This is a genomic window from Puniceibacterium sediminis, assembly GCF_900188035.1.
GTDB classification, from domain to species: Bacteria; Pseudomonadota; Alphaproteobacteria; order Rhodobacterales; family Rhodobacteraceae; genus Puniceibacterium; species Puniceibacterium sediminis.
In genome coordinates this window covers 86,257-102,813 of the sequence record NZ_FZNN01000014.1, presented here as the reverse complement: position 1 = coordinate 102,813, position 16,557 = coordinate 86,257, and the positions used below count along the sequence as shown (strand labels likewise).

General features: G+C 61.8%; 24 protein-coding genes. 11 read left to right on the top strand and 13 right to left on the bottom strand.

The window, feature by feature from the left end:
- Window positions 1-96: 96 nt before the first annotated feature.
- Window positions 97-537 carry a MarR family winged helix-turn-helix transcriptional regulator gene (locus tag CHB75_RS15185; RefSeq protein ID WP_217898798.1) on the bottom strand — a complete coding sequence of 147 codons (441 nt, stop codon included), beginning with the start codon at window positions 535-537 and terminating at the stop codon, window positions 97-99.
- Between the two features lie 73 nt (window positions 538-610).
- On the opposite strand from CHB75_RS15185, the gene CHB75_RS15180 reads away from it, so the two are divergent.
- Window positions 611-982: a DUF1428 domain-containing protein gene (locus CHB75_RS15180; protein WP_089271966.1), complete on the top strand. Its 372-nt coding sequence runs from the start codon at window positions 611-613 to the stop codon at window positions 980-982.
- A 110-nt stretch (window positions 983-1,092) separates the two neighbouring features.
- Here the strand turns inward: CHB75_RS15180 and rpsP are convergent, their stop codons facing one another.
- From rpsP to ffh, 7 genes are read right to left on the bottom strand one after another with little or no spacing between them, the layout of a single operon-like run.
- Window positions 1,093-1,491, bottom strand: coding sequence for a 30S ribosomal protein S16 (gene rpsP, locus CHB75_RS15175; RefSeq protein WP_176439155.1), 399 nt, complete (start codon window positions 1,489-1,491; stop codon window positions 1,093-1,095).
- A 48-nt stretch (window positions 1,492-1,539) separates the two neighbouring features.
- The gene (locus tag CHB75_RS15170) at window positions 1,540-1,851 is read right to left on the bottom strand and encodes a chorismate mutase (protein WP_176439154.1); all 312 of its coding nucleotides are present in this window, start codon (window positions 1,849-1,851) and stop codon (window positions 1,540-1,542) included.
- Complete coding sequence (locus CHB75_RS15165; protein WP_089271964.1) at window positions 1,844-2,443, bottom strand: GNAT family N-acetyltransferase; 600 nt, start codon at window positions 2,441-2,443, stop codon at window positions 1,844-1,846. Before CHB75_RS15165 ends, CHB75_RS15170 begins: the two co-directional genes overlap by 8 nt.
- Window positions 2,440-2,964, bottom strand: a complete 525-nt coding sequence (locus CHB75_RS15160; RefSeq protein WP_089271962.1) for a GNAT family N-acetyltransferase — start codon at window positions 2,962-2,964, stop codon at window positions 2,440-2,442. Before CHB75_RS15160 ends, CHB75_RS15165 begins: the two co-directional genes overlap by 4 nt.
- Window positions 2,961-3,488 carry a GNAT family N-acetyltransferase gene (locus tag CHB75_RS15155; protein ID WP_089271960.1) on the bottom strand — a complete coding sequence of 176 codons (528 nt, stop codon included), beginning with the start codon at window positions 3,486-3,488 and terminating at the stop codon, window positions 2,961-2,963. Before CHB75_RS15155 ends, CHB75_RS15160 begins: the two co-directional genes overlap by 4 nt.
- Entirely contained in the window at window positions 3,485-3,703 is a 219-nt protein-coding gene (locus tag CHB75_RS15150) for a hypothetical protein (protein ID WP_089271958.1), read from the bottom strand. Before CHB75_RS15150 ends, CHB75_RS15155 begins: the two co-directional genes overlap by 4 nt.
- The gene (ffh, locus tag CHB75_RS15145; RefSeq protein WP_089271956.1) at window positions 3,700-5,193 is read right to left on the bottom strand and encodes a signal recognition particle protein; all 1,494 of its coding nucleotides are present in this window, start codon (window positions 5,191-5,193) and stop codon (window positions 3,700-3,702) included. The genes CHB75_RS15150 and ffh overlap by 4 nt, the downstream gene beginning before the upstream one ends.
- A gap of 387 nt (window positions 5,194-5,580) precedes the next feature.
- On the opposite strand from ffh, the gene CHB75_RS15140 reads away from it, so the two are divergent.
- Together CHB75_RS15140 and CHB75_RS15135 are read left to right on the top strand one after the other, a co-directional pair.
- Window positions 5,581-5,934, top strand: a complete 354-nt coding sequence (locus tag CHB75_RS15140) for a hypothetical protein (RefSeq protein ID WP_141135124.1) — start codon at window positions 5,581-5,583, stop codon at window positions 5,932-5,934.
- Between the two features lie 88 nt (window positions 5,935-6,022).
- Window positions 6,023-6,445, top strand: coding sequence for a hypothetical protein (locus CHB75_RS15135; RefSeq protein WP_141135123.1), 423 nt, complete (start codon window positions 6,023-6,025; stop codon window positions 6,443-6,445).
- A gap of 167 nt (window positions 6,446-6,612) precedes the next feature.
- On the opposite strand, the gene CHB75_RS15130 is transcribed toward CHB75_RS15135, so the two are convergent.
- A complete protein-coding gene (locus CHB75_RS15130) occupies window positions 6,613-7,194 on the bottom strand; it encodes an FMN-dependent NADH-azoreductase (protein WP_089271950.1) in 582 nt (193 codons plus the stop codon).
- 130 nt (window positions 7,195-7,324) lie between these two features.
- Here CHB75_RS15130 and CHB75_RS15125 point away from each other — a divergent pair, with 130 nt between their 5' ends.
- Together CHB75_RS15125 and CHB75_RS15120 are read left to right on the top strand one after the other, a co-directional pair.
- Window positions 7,325-8,221: a LysR family transcriptional regulator gene (locus tag CHB75_RS15125; protein ID WP_089271948.1), complete on the top strand. Its 897-nt coding sequence runs from the start codon at window positions 7,325-7,327 to the stop codon at window positions 8,219-8,221.
- Window positions 8,218-9,111: a DMT family transporter gene (locus CHB75_RS15120; RefSeq protein WP_089272025.1), complete on the top strand. Its 894-nt coding sequence runs from the start codon at window positions 8,218-8,220 to the stop codon at window positions 9,109-9,111. The genes CHB75_RS15125 and CHB75_RS15120 overlap by 4 nt, the downstream gene beginning before the upstream one ends.
- Before the next feature lies 1 nt (window position 9,112).
- Here the strand turns inward: CHB75_RS15120 and CHB75_RS15115 are convergent, their stop codons facing one another.
- Entirely contained in the window at window positions 9,113-9,463 is a 351-nt protein-coding gene (locus CHB75_RS15115) for an ArsR/SmtB family transcription factor (protein ID WP_089271946.1), read from the bottom strand.
- Window positions 9,464-9,750: 287 nt separating this feature from the next.
- On the opposite strand from CHB75_RS15115, the gene CHB75_RS15110 reads away from it, so the two are divergent.
- The 5 genes from CHB75_RS15110 (at window position 9,751) to CHB75_RS15090 (ending at window position 12,378) form a co-directional block, all read left to right on the top strand.
- A complete protein-coding gene (locus CHB75_RS15110; RefSeq protein WP_089271944.1) occupies window positions 9,751-10,095 on the top strand; it encodes an AtpZ/AtpI family protein in 345 nt (114 codons plus the stop codon).
- Entirely contained in the window at window positions 10,085-10,843 is a 759-nt protein-coding gene (locus CHB75_RS15105) for a F0F1 ATP synthase subunit A (protein WP_089271942.1), read from the top strand. Before CHB75_RS15110 ends, CHB75_RS15105 begins: the two co-directional genes overlap by 11 nt.
- Before the next feature lie 79 nt (window positions 10,844-10,922).
- Window positions 10,923-11,147: a F0F1 ATP synthase subunit C gene (locus CHB75_RS15100; protein WP_089271940.1), complete on the top strand. Its 225-nt coding sequence runs from the start codon at window positions 10,923-10,925 to the stop codon at window positions 11,145-11,147.
- Between the two features lie 87 nt (window positions 11,148-11,234).
- The gene (locus tag CHB75_RS15095) at window positions 11,235-11,807 is read left to right on the top strand and encodes a F0F1 ATP synthase subunit B' (RefSeq protein WP_089271938.1); all 573 of its coding nucleotides are present in this window, start codon (window positions 11,235-11,237) and stop codon (window positions 11,805-11,807) included.
- 4 nt (window positions 11,808-11,811) lie between these two features.
- On the top strand, window positions 11,812-12,378 hold the full coding sequence (locus CHB75_RS15090; protein ID WP_089271936.1) for a F0F1 ATP synthase subunit B: 567 nt from the start codon (window positions 11,812-11,814) through the stop codon (window positions 12,376-12,378).
- A gap of 97 nt (window positions 12,379-12,475) precedes the next feature.
- Here the strand turns inward: CHB75_RS15090 and CHB75_RS15085 are convergent, their stop codons facing one another.
- The 3 genes from CHB75_RS15085 to CHB75_RS15075 form a co-directional block, all read right to left on the bottom strand.
- Entirely contained in the window at window positions 12,476-13,129 is a 654-nt protein-coding gene (locus CHB75_RS15085) for a YggS family pyridoxal phosphate-dependent enzyme (RefSeq protein ID WP_089271934.1), read from the bottom strand.
- Window positions 13,120-14,592 carry a tetratricopeptide repeat-containing sulfotransferase family protein gene (locus CHB75_RS15080; protein ID WP_089271932.1) on the bottom strand — a complete coding sequence of 491 codons (1,473 nt, stop codon included), beginning with the start codon at window positions 14,590-14,592 and terminating at the stop codon, window positions 13,120-13,122. The genes CHB75_RS15085 and CHB75_RS15080 overlap by 10 nt, the downstream gene beginning before the upstream one ends.
- Before the next feature lie 100 nt (window positions 14,593-14,692).
- The gene (locus CHB75_RS15075) at window positions 14,693-15,703 is read right to left on the bottom strand and encodes a porin (protein WP_089271930.1); all 1,011 of its coding nucleotides are present in this window, start codon (window positions 15,701-15,703) and stop codon (window positions 14,693-14,695) included.
- 283 nt (window positions 15,704-15,986) lie between these two features.
- Here CHB75_RS15075 and CHB75_RS15070 point away from each other — a divergent pair, with 283 nt between their 5' ends.
- Window positions 15,987-16,499: a DUF3576 domain-containing protein gene (locus CHB75_RS15070; protein ID WP_245840995.1), complete on the top strand. Its 513-nt coding sequence runs from the start codon at window positions 15,987-15,989 to the stop codon at window positions 16,497-16,499.
- Window positions 16,500-16,557: the final 58 nt, after the last annotated feature.

The following is a 16,557-nucleotide window of genomic DNA, read 5'->3' as shown; positions in this document are numbered from 1 at the left end:
GATCAAAGCGCTTTGGGCGGCTGGATTCGATCTTTTCGATGGTGCGGATGGCGTCCCTGCATCACTTTTTCCCACGCGCGGCGCAATTGCGGCGATCTAGCCCAGAGCCTTGAGCCCCTCACGCAGGTCCTGCGGTGCAATGGTGGTCAGGTCCCTGTCCAGGGCGTCATGTTCGGACCGCCAGATCGGCAGGGCGGCCCTGAGCAGATCGCGCCCGGTATCCGTCAGGGCAAGGCGCCGCACGCGGGCATCCGAGCTGTCGGGCAGCGACAGGATCAGCCCGCGCCGTTCCAGCGGTTTGAGCGCGGCCGTCAGCGTGGTGCGGTCCATCCCCAGCAGCGGTACAAGATCGCTGATCCGGGGGCCGTCGGGGCGGTTGAGCGACATCAGCAGGGAAAACTGTCCGTTTGTGATGCCCAGCGGGCGAAACGCCGTGTCGAAGCGCCGCGCCAGCACGCGCGCCGCCCTTTGGACATGCAGGCAAAGGCAACGGTCGCGCACCTCAAGGGTGGTGGCAATCGGGAGGTCGGGGTCCATCATGCGATTTATGTTGGTATCAACCTATATCGGTGTCAAGCTGATAGGGCGAATCGTTCAGAGGAGTTTGGAAATGGCACTTTTCTATTCGGGTTTTCTGCTGGCGGTGCCGACCGCCAACAAGGACGCCTATGCCGATATGGCGCGCAAGGGCTGGGAGATCTTCAAGGATTACGGCTGTCTGGCGATCCACGAAAACTGGGGAGTGGACGTGCCGGACGGCAAGGTGACGTCCTTTCCCATGGCCGTGCAAAAGAAGGAGGACGAAACGGTGGTATTTTCCTGGCTGGTCTGGCCGGACCAGAAAACCGCCACTGCGGGCTTTGAAAGCATGATGAAAGACCCCCGCATGAAGGACATGCAAAAGATGCCTTTTGACGGTAAGCGGATGATGTGGGGCGGGTTCGAGGAGCTGGTGTCGCTGTCGCAGCCGACCGCAGCCTAGGGCCGCGTCCCCGATCCGGGCCAGTTGCGCCGGGCGGCAAGGCGGTCTGAGACGAAAACGGCGCGCAGGGTTGCCCCCGCGCGCCGTCTGTCCGTACCAAATGGCGCGGATTATTCTGCTGCGGCTTCTTCTGCCGGTGCTTCTGCGGGGGCCGCTGCGGCCTCTGCTGCTGCGGCGGCCTTGGCTGCTTTGGATTCAGCGCGCTCCTGAGCGGCTTTGCCCGGGGTGCCCTTTTTCAGGTTGGCACGGTCCTTCTTGGGGACAACGCCAGCTGCTTCGAGCATGCGCGACACACGATCAGTCGCCTGCGCGCCCTGGTCCATCCAGTACTTCACACGCTCGAGATCCATGATCACGCGGACTTCGCTGTCTTTCGGCAGCAGCGGGTTGTAGGTACCGATCTTTTCGATGAAGCGGCCGTCACGCGGCATGCGGCTGTCCGCGACAACGATACGGTAGTGGGGGCGCTTTTTGGAACCGCCGCGGGCGAGACGAAGTTTGATAGCCATGGTGTAATCTCCTTTGATGGCGTGGGTGTGGCTGCGCTTTGCGCGGCCTTACGATTGGTGTTGTTCGTGGTGGTGGATGACTTCCTGAATGATGAAATTCAGGAATTTCGCGGCGAATTCCGGGTCAAGGTCGGCCTGGGTCGCCAAGTCCTGCAGGCGCGCGATCTGCTTTTCCTCGCGCGCCGGATCAGAGGGGGGCAGGTCGTTCTGTGCCTTGAGCACGCCAACGGCCTGAGTGTGTTTGAACCGCTCGGCGAGCGTGAACACGAGGATCGCGTCCAGCCGGTCGATGCTTTCGCGGTGGCCCTTGAGGATCTGGGCCGCGCGGGCGACGGGGTCTTGGATCGGTGCGTCAGTCAAGGGCCCAGCCTTTCGGTTTGAACAGCGGATTGATGTAGTTCTGGATCTCCATCTCGATCCCGTGGCCGATCTGGCTGTTTTTCAGCGCAGCAGGCGAGGGATGGCGATAGCAGGCGTCAGAGCCGTCGACGGTGGCGGCATCGTTGTCCTTTTTCGCGCCCAGCCGTTCGGCCAGGCGGATGGAATCGAGGTTCTTGGGGTCGATGTAGCTGACCGCCGTTTCCCAGCCCCTGTCGTCATAGAGGTGACGGCGGACGCGGGAGGTCGCCTCGAGCGCGAAGCCGTTGCCGGCCTTGTCGGGCCAGATGATCCAGGCGATTTCTTTTTCGGGCCATTTGGCGGGGAACCAGCCGCCCGCCATGCCGACGGTTTCGCCGGTGTCGCGCAGGTGGACCATCCACATGCCGAAACCGCGGATCTGCCAGTGACCGATTTCGGCGGCGTAGAGCATCCATGCCTCGTAGGCGTTCAGCGGTCCGCCCATGAAGCGCGAGCGGTACGAGCTGAACGTGGCCTTGAAGTCGGGGTAATCCGAGGCTTCGGGCGCGCGCAGTTCAAGGCGTTTGGTGTGCAGAACGGGGATATCGGTCATGTCGTCACCTGTGCAGGGGCCGGGTGGCGGTAGATGTGGCAGGGATCGCCCAGCAGTGTGCTTTCGGCTTCGAGCGTCGCGCCAAGGCGTTTGGCGACGGCGGCCGAGGCATGATTGTCCGGGTGGATCTGCGAGATCAGCGGCCCGAGGCCGTGTTCCGTGTGGGCCCATGTGCGGGCGGCGCGGGCGGCTTCGGTGGCGTAGCCGCAGCCCTCGAACCCGTCATAGAGGTGCCAGCCGAGTTCGGGTTCAGGCCACATGCGGTGATTGATCACGCCGACGCGGCCGACGCGCGTGCCGTCATGCAGGGTGACGGTGAAAAAGCCGTAGCCGCGCAGAACCCAGTGGCCGATGCTGCCCATGAAGCCGCGCCACTGATCCCATTCCTGCGTGATCTTTCCGCCGACATAGGTCGTGCGGTCAGAGGTGTTGAAGGCGGCGGCGGCGTCAAAGTCGCTTTCCTGCGGGGTGCGCAGGATCAGGCGGTCGGTCTTGATGGGCTGGATGTTGAGGTCGATCATGTCAGCGCCTCCGGTGCCGGATGCCGCCAAAGCTGGTCTTCGCCCATGTAGACGTTGTCATACGTCCGCTCGTAGGTGGCGCCAAGGCGCTGGGCGAGGGCGATGGAGCGGGTGTTGGAGCCGTAGATGTTCGAGGTGAGGGTCTTGAGGTCGAGATCCTCATAGGCCCATTTGCGGGCACGGGTGGCGGCCTCAAAGGCGATGCCCTTGCCCTCGTGTCCGGCAAAGACGACCCAGCCAAGTTCGGGTTCGGGCCAGCCATCGGGGTTCCAGATGCCGGAAAGGCCCATGGCCACGTCGGTCGCTTTGTCGGCGATGATGAAGTAGCCGTAGCCGTGGATATGCCAGTGACCGATGTTGGTCGCGAACCAGCGCCAGGATTCATCGCGCCGGTAGACCGGGCCAAAGCCGGGGGCGCGCACGGGATCGGCGTGGAAGTCCGCAAAGGCGTCAAAATCGCGCATTTCCGGGCCGCGCAAGGCCAAACGGTCGGATTCGAGACGGGGCGCGCTGGTCAGGGTCATTGGGCAATGCCCCCGGTGATCCCGCGGACGCGCTGGCGCGCGGCTGGTTTCTTGGCGGCGGCTGCGGCGCATTGGATCTGCCCGGCGGCGGTGCGGATTGTCGGGGTGGAATTCGCGTGTTCGGAAAGTGAGGCAGCAGAGGCGCGCGCCTTTGATCCCACCGCCGGGACGGCGGACGGGGTCGGATTGGAGAGGAAGGCGCGCGTCTGGATCATTTCTTTTTGCCGAAACCGCTGAGGCCGGAGGGCAGTCCGCCGCCAAGGCCGGGCAGCTTGCCGCCCATCTGGCGTGCGGCGGCTTCCATTGCCTTGGGGTCCATGCCTTGCAGCATTTCTTCGGGGGAGCCGCCGGATTTGCCGCCCAACATGCCTTTCATGGCCTGTTTGAGCATGCCGCCTTTGCCCATCTTGCCCATTTTCTTCATCATGTCGGCCATCTGACGCTGCATCTTGAGCAGTTTGTTCAATTCGCTGACTTCGAGGCCGGAGCCCTTGGCGATACGCTTTTTCCGGCTGGCCTGCAGGATCGCGGGATTGGCGCGTTCCTTTTTGGTCATCGAGTTGATCAGGGCGATCTGGCGGCTGAGCACCTTGTCGTCCATGCCGGCATCGTTCATCTGCTTGGACATCTTGCCCATGCCGGGCATCATGGACATCATGCCTTCCATGCCGCCCATCTTGACCATCTGTTCAAGCTGCATCTTCAGGTCGTTCATGTTGAACTGACCCTTCTGGAAGCGGCGCATCATGCGTTCGGCCTGTTCGGCCTCGATCGTCTGCTGTGCCTTTTCGACGAGGGCTACGATGTCGCCCATGCCAAGGATGCGGCCTGCGATGCGTTCGGGTTCGAACGTCTCAAGCGCGTCCATCTTTTCGCCAAGACCGACGAACTTGATCGGTTTGCCGGTGACGGCGCGCATGGACAGGGCAGCGCCGCCGCGACCGTCGCCGTCCATCCGGGTCAGGACGACGCCGGTGATGCCGATGCGGTCGTCGAAATTCTGGGCGGTGTGCACGGCGTCCTGACCGGTGAGGCCGTCAACCACCAGCAGGGTTTCGCGCGGGTTGGCGACGTCGCGGACGGCCTTGACCTGTTCCATCAGCTCTTCGTCGATCGACAAACGGCCGGCGGTGTCGAGCATGTAGACGTCATAGCCACCCAGCGCGGCCTGAGTCTTGGCGCGCTTGGCGATCTGAACCGGGTTTTCGCCCTTGACGATGGGCAGGGTGTCGACGCCGATCTGGCGGCCAAGGATCTGAAGCTGTTCCATGGCGGCGGGACGGTTGACGTCCAGCGAGGCCATCAGGACCTTTTTGCCGTCACGTTCCTTGAGCCGTTTGGCCAGCTTGGCGGTGGTTGTCGTCTTGCCGCCCCCCTGCAGGCCGACCATCAGGATTGGTGCGGGGGCGTTGTCGATTTTCAGCGCGCCGGGTTCGCCTTCGCCGCGCAGGACATCGATCAGCGTGTCGTGGACGATCTTGACGACCTGCTGGCCGGGCGTGACGGATTTGGTGACCGACTGGCCGGTGGCTTTGTCCTGAACGGATTTGACGAAATCGCGCGCCACGGGGAGCGATACGTCAGCCTCAAGCAGGGCAACGCGCACTTCGCGCAGGGCGGTCTTGACGTCATCCTCGGACAGGGCGCCCTGTTTGGTCAGGCGGTCAAAGACGCCGGAAAGGCGTTCGGATAGATTTTCAAACATGCCTTCGGCTCCTTTTGCCGGTGAACAGGGACTGACCCTGAATTTAGGGGCCAGCGGTGCGATCTACAAACCCCGGAACACAATCGGCGTTGTCCCGGCGGGCAAATCGCAAAGCGGGTGCGCCCCCGTGGGCGCAACGCGCTGACGGAGGGCGATCCCGGGCTGTGCCCATGGGACCGGAAGACGCAAAGCAGGCTTCCGGGGTTCCGGGTGGGCTATCCGAGGAGGTACGCGGAGTCAAGTACGGGGAAAGAGTACTTGCGTTGTGGTGCGTTCAGGCAGAAGTTGGGTGTCCTAGTGAGTCAAGGGGTAGGTGTTTTGCCCGTCGGGTATGTTGTCAGGCCAGACTTTAATGTCATGGTGGCCATGTTTTACGGAACGGTGTCCGTGGATCACATCAGAGATACGTTTGTGGCATACCAGAAGGATCCGGCTTTTGATGGTCGATATTGTGTCCTGATGGATCTGGCGGATTGCAGCTTTCCTGACGAAAGTTTCGACGACTATATGCAGCTTGCCTATCGGCTGCGGCCACATTACGCGGCGCGGGACCCGAATTCACGCACGTCATTCTTTGCGCCCGGCGATGTCGCCTATGGCATGTCGCGGATGTACAAGACCATCGCCGAGGACGGCGCGGGGTTTGCCATCGACGTCTTTCGGACTGCCGAAGACGCGCTGCGTTTTGCGAAGGTCGATCCGCAAGCGCCGGGTGCCGCGGATCTGCTGCGACGGGTCTGAGTCGGTGCCGCGAGGTCAGTCTGCAAACAAAGCTTGCTTTGTGGCATGAGAGCGTTGACGCTGGATATTCGTTACGTGGGGGGGAGTTATGCCAGTCGGCTATAAGATCAGGGCGGACTTTAGCGTTATGGTCGCGACATTTTATGGCGATGTGGTCGTGGATGAGATCAGAGACGCCTTGTTGGACTACCAGAAGGACCCGGGTTTTGATGGCCGATATTGTGTCCTAGCGGATCTGGCCGATTGCAGTTTCCCCGAGGGAAATTTCGACGACTACGTGCAACTGGCCTATCGCCTGAGGTCGCATTTCGAGGTGCGGGATCCCAATTCGCGCACCGCGTTCTTTGCGCCCGAGGACGTCGGCTTTGGCATATCACGGATGTACCAGACCATCGCCGCGGACAGGGCGAGCTATACCATGGAAGTTTTTCGCACTGCCGAAGAGGCGCTGCGCTTTGTCAGGGTCGATCCGCAAGCGCCGGGCGCGGCGGACCTGTTGCGCCGGGTCTGAGTTCGGGGCGGCCGGGATCAGGCCGTGGCGTGTTCACCCGAGGAGACGGTTTTGCCGGGGGCAGCGTGAATTTGCCGACGAAGCGGCCCCGATGCGGGGCCACTTGAGTGGTGCAGGTCGGTGGAGGCAGGCCGGTGGGAGCAGGTCGGGCCCGCCAGCGCCGCAGATCACGCGGCCAGAGCGGCGATCTGATCGTTCGCGGCTTTTTTCGAGGCTTCGGGGTCTACCATCAGCCGGTCGGCGGCGACGACGGAAACGTCCGTGATACCGATGAAGCCAAGCACATGGCGCGCATAGCTGGTGGCAAAGTCATAGTCGGATCCGACTTCGGTCCCACCCGACGCGACGGCGAGGATGGCGCGTTTGCCGGTCAGCAGGCCTTCGGGGCCGTTTTCAGTATAGCGGAAGGTGACACCGGCGCGGGCGACCAGATCAATCCATGCCTTGAACCCCGAGGGCACGCCGAAGTTGTAGATCGGCAGGCCAATCACCAGTGTATCGGCGGCCATGACCTCTGCGATGAGTGTGTCCGAAAGGGCGAGGGTGGATTTCTGATCGTCGGAGCGGTTGTCGGAGGGGGTGAAGTTCGCGCCGATCCATGTGGAATCGATGAGTGGGAGAGGCGTGGACAGGTCGCGGGTCGTGACCTCGGCGGGCGAGAGTTTGGCCAGTACCTTGTCGGTGAGGTCGCGTGAAACAGAGCCGTCGTGGCGGGCAGAGGCGTCAATGCGCAGAACGTGGTTTGTCATGGTCGGGTCCTTTCGGGATGTCATATCCGGTTGAAGGCGTTGTGTTGTCTTGTCCCAATATGATGCTTGCAAATCCGCACTCAATCCCACCAAATACACACGGTATGTTATCCAGCGCACAGAGGGCCAGATGGACAATTGGGACGAGATCAGAACGGCCTTTCAGGTGGCGCGGTTGGGCACGGTCAGCGGTGCTGCCGAGGTGCTGGGAGTGCATCATGCGACGGTGATCCGGCATATCGATTCACTTGAAGGGCGTCTGGGGGTGAAGCTGTTTCAGCGGCACGCCCGCGGTTATACCGCGACCGAGGCGGGGCAGGATCTGGCGCGGGTCGGGCAGACCACGGACGACCAGTTTCAACAGCTTGTCGGGCGGGTCCGGGGGCGCGGTGCGGATGTGTCGGGCGAGTTGGTCGTGACTTCACTGATCAGCTTTGCGCCGCTCATGGTGCCTGCGCTGGTGTCGTTTCGCGAAAAGTATCCTGATGTGGTGGTGCGTTATCTGACCGACGACCGGGTGTTTCGGCTGGAATATGGCGAGGCGCATATTGCCCTGCGCGCCGGGTCGATGCCGGAAGAGCCGGACAATGTGGTGCAGCCCTTCACCGCGCTGCAGATCGGGCTTTATGCGACGCAGGACTACGTCGACCGCTACGGGCGTCCAGAGGACGAAGCCGGTCTGGCAGAGCACAGGTTTGTGGCGCAGGACAATCCCGACAGCCGTGCGCCGTTCCAGCGCTGGCTGAAGGCGACGGTCGGTTATGACCGGGTGGTGTTTCGCAGCACTGACGCGCGGGTTCTTGAACGCGCGGTTCTGTCCGGAACCGGCATGGGCTTTTTTGGCGCCTATGACGCGGCGACACATCCCGAGCTGGTCGAGATTTTCCCCCCACGCGAAGAATGGTCCGTGCCGCTGTGGCTGGTGACCCATGTGGATCTGCACCGCACGGCCAAGGTGCAGGCCTTTCTGACACATCTCAAGGAATTTGCCGCCACCTGCTCGCCTGCGGGATGCAAGACCGCATGACCGAGGCACTGCGCGGGCATCTGGCGATGCTGTGTTTCTCGGCCGTGGTGGCGGGGTCATTTTCGCTGGGCCGGATGGCCGTGCCCTTTATCGCGCCCGAGGCGTTCAATGCCGTTCGGTTTCTGGTGGCTGCCGTTGTCGTGATGGCCGTTATGCTTGCGCGGGGCGGGGCGTCGCGGGCTGCCTGGAAGGCACCCTGGCGCTATGTGGTGCTGGCGGGGCTATTCGCCTTTTACTTTGTCACCATGTTCACCGGTCTCGAGACGGCGGAACCTGTCAGCCTTGCGGCGGTGTTCACGCTGAGCCCGATCCTTGCCGGTGGGTTCGGCTGGCTGCTGATGCGCCAGATCACCACGCCACGCATGGCACTGGCGCTGTCCATCGGCGGGGCCGGCGCCCTGTGGGTGGTGTTTCGCGGCGATCTGACCGCGCTGTCAGCATTTCGCATCGGTAGCGGAGAGGTGATCTATTTCTGGGGCTGCGTGGCCCATGCGTTATATGTGCCAATGGTGCGCCTGCTGAACCGGGGCGAACCGGCGCTGGTCTTCAACGCCGGGATGCTGGTGGCGGGGGCGTGTCTGATGGGGATCTATGCCGCGCCCGAGATCATGGCCACCGACTGGCTGGCGCTGCCGGGGATCGTCTGGATCACAATCGTCTATACCGCACTGGCGGCCACGTCGCTGACCTTTGCCCTGATCCGTTACAGCACGATGCGGCTGCCGTCGGCCAAGGTCATGGCCTATACGTACCTCACGCCCTGCTGGGTTCTGATCTGGGAAATCTCGCTGGGGCATGGCACGCCCCCGGGGCGGGTGCTGGCGGGGGTGGCGCTGACGCTGGTTGCCTTGGTGCTGCTGCTCAAGGACGAAGATCCGGTCGCGGGGTAGCTTAGTCCTTCGGGGCATCTTCTGGTTCGCGCGGGGGCAGTTCCTGGGCCAGAAAACGTTCAAAGTCATCGAGGTTCACCGGTTCGAACTGCCCGAAGCCCTGCATCCAGACCGACGCCGCGCGCAGGGCGTCCGGTTCCAGCTTGCACCACTTTACCCGGCCGCGCTTTTCCTGACTGATCAGCCCGGAGGTCGCGAGGATGCTGAGATGTTTGGAGATGGCGGCAAGGCTCATCTCGAAGGGTTCGGCCACGTCGGTCACTGCCATGTCATCTTCGAGCAGCATCGACAGGATGCGGCGGCGGGTGGGGTCCGCGAGCGCGGCAAAGACGGTATCGAGCGTTGGGGTCATGGCGTGACATAAGGGTGTCAAACGGCGGGGCGCGTCAAGGTGCGCTTTTCCGTGGAGCTGCGCCCGGCAAAGGGGGTGAAATCAATGTTCAACTTGCAAGTTGAATATGCCCAGGCGTGTGAAATGGGGCATAGGCCCGGGAGTGGGTGGATGCACCGGCATGTCTCTCGGAAATATATTATAGATATATCAGTTAGATAAGCCGAATGCGTTGGCGGGCGAGGCGTGCTTGACTCAGGTCGCCCAGCCGCATAGCACTTGCCCAGTGTTCCAAGAGGAGCGATGGCGTGAGTGATCCCGATCCAACCCGGCAAATGGCCGACCTGGAAGCGCGGATAGCCGCTGCGAAAGCAGCGCGGGCACCGGGCAAGTCGCACCAGGAGCACCATCATTCTCAGGCTCAACTGGCCTGGCGAATGGTGATCGAGATGGTGGCCGGTCTTGGGATCGGCTTTGGCATCGGATACGGACTTGATGTGCTGTTGGGCACGTTACCGTGGATGATGATGCTATTTACATTGCTGGGTCTGGTCGCGGGCATCAAGACGATGATGCGTTCTGCGGCAGAGATACAGTCGAAACAAATGGCCGACATGGCCCAAGAGAACGAGAGGGCAAAGCATGGCGACTGAAGCGCACGGCGCAGAATCCGGCGGTCTGGTGTTCCACCCGATGGACCAGTTCATTGTGAAACCGCTGTTTGGTGACGGTCCCGTCGGCATGTTCACCCTGACCAACGCCACATTGTGGCTGGCACTGACCGTGCTGGCAGTGGCCGCGATCATGGTACTGGGCACGTCACGCCGGGCCATCGTGCCGACGCGCAGCCAGTCGGTTGGCGAGCTGGCCTATGGTTTCGTTTACAAGATGGTCGAAGATGTGACCGGCAAGGACGGGGTAAAGTATTTCCCCTATATCATGACGCTGTTCATGTTTGTCGTGCTGGCCAACTTCCTTGGCCTGCTGCCGATGTCCTTTGCCACGACGTCGCACTTTGCGGTGACGGTCATTCTGGCGATGGCGGTCTTCCTGACCGTCACGATCCTTGGATTCATCAAGAACGGCACCGCGTTTCTGGGTCTGTTCTGGGTCAGCAGCGCGCCTCTGGCACTGCGACCCGTCCTGGCGGTGATCGAATTGATTTCGTACTTCGTACGTCCGGTCAGCCACTCCATTCGTCTGGCGGGCAACGTCATGGCCGGTCACGCGGTGATCAAGGTTTTTGCAGGCTTTGCAGCCCTTGCCGCGATCTCGCCGCTGTCGATCGTCGCGATCTCTGCGATGTACGGGCTCGAGGTCATGGTGGCCTTTATCCAGGCCTACGTCTTTACCATCCTGACATGCGTGTACCTCAAGGACGCGCTGCACCCAGGTCACTAACGTCACGGCGGGGTGACCCCCGCCCTACGGCACTACAGTCATCAAACTACTCAAACTTCCAATCGTAAGGAGATATCTCATGGAAGGCGAACTCGCACATATCGGCGCAGGTCTGGCAGCAATCGGTTCCGGCGCAGCCGCAATCGGTGTGGGCAACGTTGCAGGCAACTTCCTTGCCGGCGCGCTGCGCAACCCTTCGGCAGCTGCCGGTCAGACCGCAACGCTGTTCATCGGCATCGCGTTCGCAGAAGCGCTGGGGATCTTCTCGTTCCTCGTCGCCCTGCTGCTGATGTTCGCTGTCTAAGCAACGGTTCTGATCCTTACGCTCGGGCGGCGCTGCGTTATGCAGCCCCGCCCGTTGTGAAGAAAAGCACCCTTGGAGGACGGCCACATGGCAACCGAAACACATAGTGCCACAGGCAATGGTCTGGCCGACGCCGTAGGTGTCGAGGGCCACGATATGGCCACAGCCGGGCCCGGCATGCCGCAGCTCGACTTTTCGACCTGGGGCAACCAGATCTTCTGGCTGCTGGTCGCGCTTGTCGTGATCTATTTTGTGCTGTCGCGCGTGGCCCTGCCGCGTATCGCAGCCGTTCTGGCCGAACGTCAGGGCACGATCACCAACGACATCGCCCGGGCCGAAGACCTCAAGCGTCAGGCATCCGAGGCTGAAGCCGCCTACGAACAGGCGCTGAAAGATGCCCGCGCAGAAGCGCAGGCCATCTCGCAGCGCACCCGCGACGACATCAAGGCGCAGGTTGCCGAGGCGACCAAAGAGGCCGACGCACGCATCGCCGAGAAATCGGCCGAAGCGGACAAGGCTGTCGCGGAAATCCGCGCCTCTGCCATGGGCAACGTCGAAGCCGTCGCCAAGGACACAGCCGAGGCGCTGGTATCTGCCCTGGGCGGTTCCGCCGACACGGCAGCGATTTCCAAAGCCGTCGACAACCGGATGAAAGGGTAACGCCATGCGCCATATGCTGACACTTGCCGCTGCCCTCTCCGCTCTGGCCGCATCGCCGGCCTTTGCTGCAACCGGGCCGTTCTTTTCGCTGCACAACACCGATTTTGTCGTGCTGCTGGCCTTTATCCTGTTCGTCGTGGTCCTGATATATTTCAACGTGCCCAAGCTGCTGGCTGGCATGCTGGACAAGCGCGCTGACGGTATCCAGAGCGAACTGGACGAAGCCCGCGCCCTGCGTGAAGAAGCTCAGACGCTTCTTGCCTCGTACGAGCGTAAACAGCGCGAAGTGCAGGAACAGGCTGACCGGATCGTGGCTCAGGCCCGCTCGGAAGCGCAGGATGCTGCCGATCAGGCAAAGGCGGACCTTGCACGTTCGCTGGAACGCCGTATGGCGGCTGCCGTTGACCAGATCGCTTCTGCCGAAGCGGCTGCTGTCAAGGAAGTCCGTGACAGCGCCATCACCGTGGCGGTTGCAGCTGCCCGCGACGTGATTGCCCAGCAGATGACAGAAGATCAGTCGTCAAAGCTGATCGACGCTGCCATCGCGGATGTGGGTGCCAAACTGCACTGATCCGTGGTCGGACGTAGAATATGAAAAGACCCGGTGCCTTGCGCACCGGGTCTTTTTGTTTTTACGGTGAGGTACCGGGGTTCATCCCGCCGTCGGCTCAATCGTATGTCCGCTCGCCAAAGATCGCCGAACCGACACGCACATGGGTCGCGCCAAAGGCTATGGCCTCTTCGAAATCGCTGCTCATCCCCATCGACAGGCCATCAAGCCCATTGCGCTTGGCCATCTTGGCCAGCAGGGCGAAATGCAGCGACGGCGTTTCATCCACCGGCGGGATGCACATAAGCCCGCGTACCGGCAGTTCGAGCGCCCTGCATTCCGCAACGAAGGCATCCGTATCGGCGGGCAGAACGCCGGCTTTCTGTCCCTCTTCGCCGGTGTTCACCTGGATGAACAGATCCGGGCAGGTGCCGATTTCCTGCGCCAGTCGCGCGAGCGTGTTCGCGAGCTTGGGGCGGTCCAGAGAATGGATCGCCTCGAACAGCTCCATCGCCTGACGGGCCTTGTTGGTTTGCAGCGGCCCGATCAGATGGACCCGGGCGTCGGGGTATTCTTCGCGGAACTGGGGCCATTTTCCGGCGGCTTCCTGAACCTTGTTTTCGCCAAAAAGCCGGTGGCCCTGTTCCAGCACCGCCGCGACCCGTTCGTTCGGCTGTACCTTGGACACGGCAATCAGCTGCACTGAGCCGGGATCGCGCCCTGCCGCTGCTTCAGCTTTGGCGATGCGTTGCTTGATGTCGGTCAGTCCCATGGCTCGTCTCCCCAGGCCGCGATGAACGGGGCCAGTTCGGTTTCATATTTGCGCCAGGCCTGCGCCGAGCCGCGATAGATCGGCTGGCGTACCTGATGCAGGCTAAGCGTCTTGACGGTGCCCTTGGCCTTGTGAAAGTCAAGGCAGCCATCTTCCCATTCAAGCCCCGCCGCAGCAATCAAGGCGCGGGCCTGGGGTTCGGGGTCGGCGACCAGATGGTCATAGTGGATTTCGTGGATCACGCCGGGCAGGCGGGTCTTCCAATGGGCGATCACCCGGCGGAATTCCTTGATCATGAAGGCGATGTCGGAAAGGTCGTTGGCATAGGTGTGGCGGCCGAGCGCAAAATAATTTTTGTAGATCGACAGGGCGATGTCACGCGGATCGCGGTGCACGACGATGAAACGCGCGCCGGGCATGGCCCGGTGCAGGTAGCCGTAGATCAGATAGTTCTGGATCGACTTGTCGGTGATCACGCCGGTTGCTGCCCCGGTGTCGCGCCGCGCAAGCGCTGCGTAGTCCTGTGCCAGCTGCGCCAGCCGTGTGTCCGGGATGGCTGACAGCGCGGTGATACCGGTCGTGGTGGCAAAGCCCCTTACGATCAGTGAGAGCGCATGCGCCAGCTCTCCGCCGCCGGTGACGCCGCTGTGGGCGGCAATGATCTGTTCCACAAGGGTGGTGCCGGAACGGGGCATGCCGGTGACAAAGACCGGACGCAGCGGCATTTCGGCGTCCACAGGCGTGTAATCTGCGGCTTCCTGTGCGTGAAGAAAGGCATCCGTTTCTGCGCTGCGGGCAGCGCGGTCAAAGGGGGCGAGCTTGCGCTGAATTCTGTTGGCCCGGTTCAGATGTCCGAAAACCTTGGCGGTTTCCCCCTGATCCTCGGCCGCCTTGGCCAGGGCAAAGCTCAGGTGCATGCGGTTGTGATCTGTCAGCCGGGGATCGGCAAGGGCCCTGATCATTGACCGCATCATCGGGTCCTTGGCGGGCAGTTTGATGCCCCCCAGGAACACACGGTAAAGCGAGCCTTGATCAGGGTGCTTTTTGATCAGCTTGCGAAACAGGGCTTCGGCCTGATCAAAGTGGCCAATACGCTGGAGATAGCTGCCCTTGTCCGCCTTGTGTGCGATGCTTTTGGGATCAAGCGCGATCAAATGGTCATAAAGAGCGAGGACGGCCTCGTGATCCGACAGGGCGGTCTGTGCCGCGATCTGTGCCTCGATCAGAGTTGGTTCATCCGGTTTGACCTGCAGGGCCTGCGCCAGATAACCGGCCCGTGCGGCGTGGTCACCGTCCATATGTGCAATACGGGACAGTTGGAACAGAACCTCGGCCGTGCCGGGCCGCAGCGCGTTCAGCTGTTCAAGCGCGATCCGCGCCTGATCCGTCTTGCCGGTGTTCAGCAGATGCAGGGCAGCGTTGTAGCGGGCCTTGATCTGATCATTAGAGAGCGGCGGCAGCATCGGGACATCCTGTTGGTTCCCCGATGGGTATTACGCCACCGCACAAAAGAAAAGAGCGGGCCAAGGCCCGCTCTTCCCTCAAAACTTGGTTCTTCTGAAATCAGAAGCTCATGCTCAGGCCAGCCGAGAACGAGTCTTTGTCAGTTGCAACATCGGATACACCGCTGCCGTAACCGAGTTGAGCAACCAGACCGCCACCGAGGTCGTAGTTGGCAACCAGGCCGTAGCCGCTCTGCTCAGCGCCATCGACGCCGCCAACGTTGCTGAACTTGCCGTAGTTGATGCCGAAGGACATCTGGTTCATCTCGTAGCCAAAGCCGATGGCTGCGTGAGTCTGGTTTTCCGCGCCGGAAGCGTCGAAATCAGTGCGCGAGAAGTTCACAGCTGCCGACAGGCCGTTCGCGAACTTGGTGTAGACGCTGAGGCCGAGGATGTTGGCAAGCTCTTCCTGCGACTGGTAGCCGAGGCCGAGACCGATGTTCAGGCCAGCCATTTCAGCATCGTACGAAGCGCCGAAGCCGATGACGGGGTTGTCGCCATTGCCATCGTCGTCCTGCTCGAGCGAGAGCGAAACACCGAAGGTGTTGAAGGAGTAATCGAAGCGAGCGATCTGGCCGTCGCCGCCCTTGCCGTCAAGGCCGGAGTTGCCGGAGTAGCCCTGGTGCTCGGTTTCGTCGTCCATCAGGGAGCCGCCAACCAGCGCAACCTCTTTCATGCGCTTGTCGTATGCGCCGTCGGTGTCGCCCATGGTCACAGTTGCGCCACCGAAGGACACGAACATGTTTTCGCCGCCCTGCTTGGAAGCGTCTTCGAAGACACCGACATTGTTCGTGTCAGCGGCTTCGTCCAGGTCGACAGTCGCGCCGAAGGTCAGGCCGTTGTCTGCAACACCGGACATGGTGAAGGTAACGTCCAGATCGGTTACGAACTGAGTTTCAGCGTCAACTGCTTCGACGGGCGGAGTTGCTGTCGCGTCGGCTGCTGTGTCATAACGGCTGCCGCCAGCAATACCCATTTCGGCGGAACCCGAAAGTGTAACGCCGAGATCCTGAGCGGATGCTACACCAGCGAATGCGACCAGAGCTGTGGTTGCAAGAAGAATGTTTTTCATTGTTTTCCCTCATGTGTTCGAAAGGCACTTACCAATCCGAATGCCCGGACTTGATGCACGATCTATGCTCCTCCAGACCGGGTTCGTGCAACCCATCCGGATTTCCTAGCGGCAACAAGCTTTTCAGTGATGCGCATTTGCCACAAAGACTTTGCCGCCTGAAAACCTGCCCATATAGCGGTGTCGTGCTGGTGCAGGGACGACTTGAACTTCGGCTTGTCGTGTGCGCGCGGGGCAGGTAAGGATTTGCACAGACCGAAAAGACCGGCAGGAGCGGGATATTATGGACAAAATGCGGAATACAACGCGCCAAGGGCTGCTTGCCATCCTGGCTGTGACGCTGGTTGCCCTGGCCGGATGCGGCCCCCGGGATCCCAACGCACCGGTCGTCGAGACACGCCCGGCCAGTGAGATCCTTGACGATGAGATCTACAAGGAACGCGGTGCCCCGACATCGACCATCTGGGACATCTTCCGCGACAGGGGCGACTCGGCCACGGTTGGTTCGGTGAACAAGTATCTGTGGAACGCATCGCTCGAAGTTCTCAATTTCCTGCCTGTGCAATCGGTCGATCCCTTTACCGGGGTGATCACCACGGGTTACGGCAAGCCTCCGGGCGGCGGGCGCGAATACCGCGCGACGATCTATGTTTCCGATCCGGCGCTGGATGCCCGTTCGCTGAATCTGGCGATGGCCACCCGGTCGGGGCCGGTCGATGCAGGTACATTACGTGCGGTCGAGGATGCGATTTTGACCCGCGCGCGTCAGCTGCGTCAGCAGGACGCCCGCTTCTGAGCCTTTGACGATGTTGCAGTCAAGTCGCGGCCCGGTCTGCGGCTCGGCTGCCTTATAG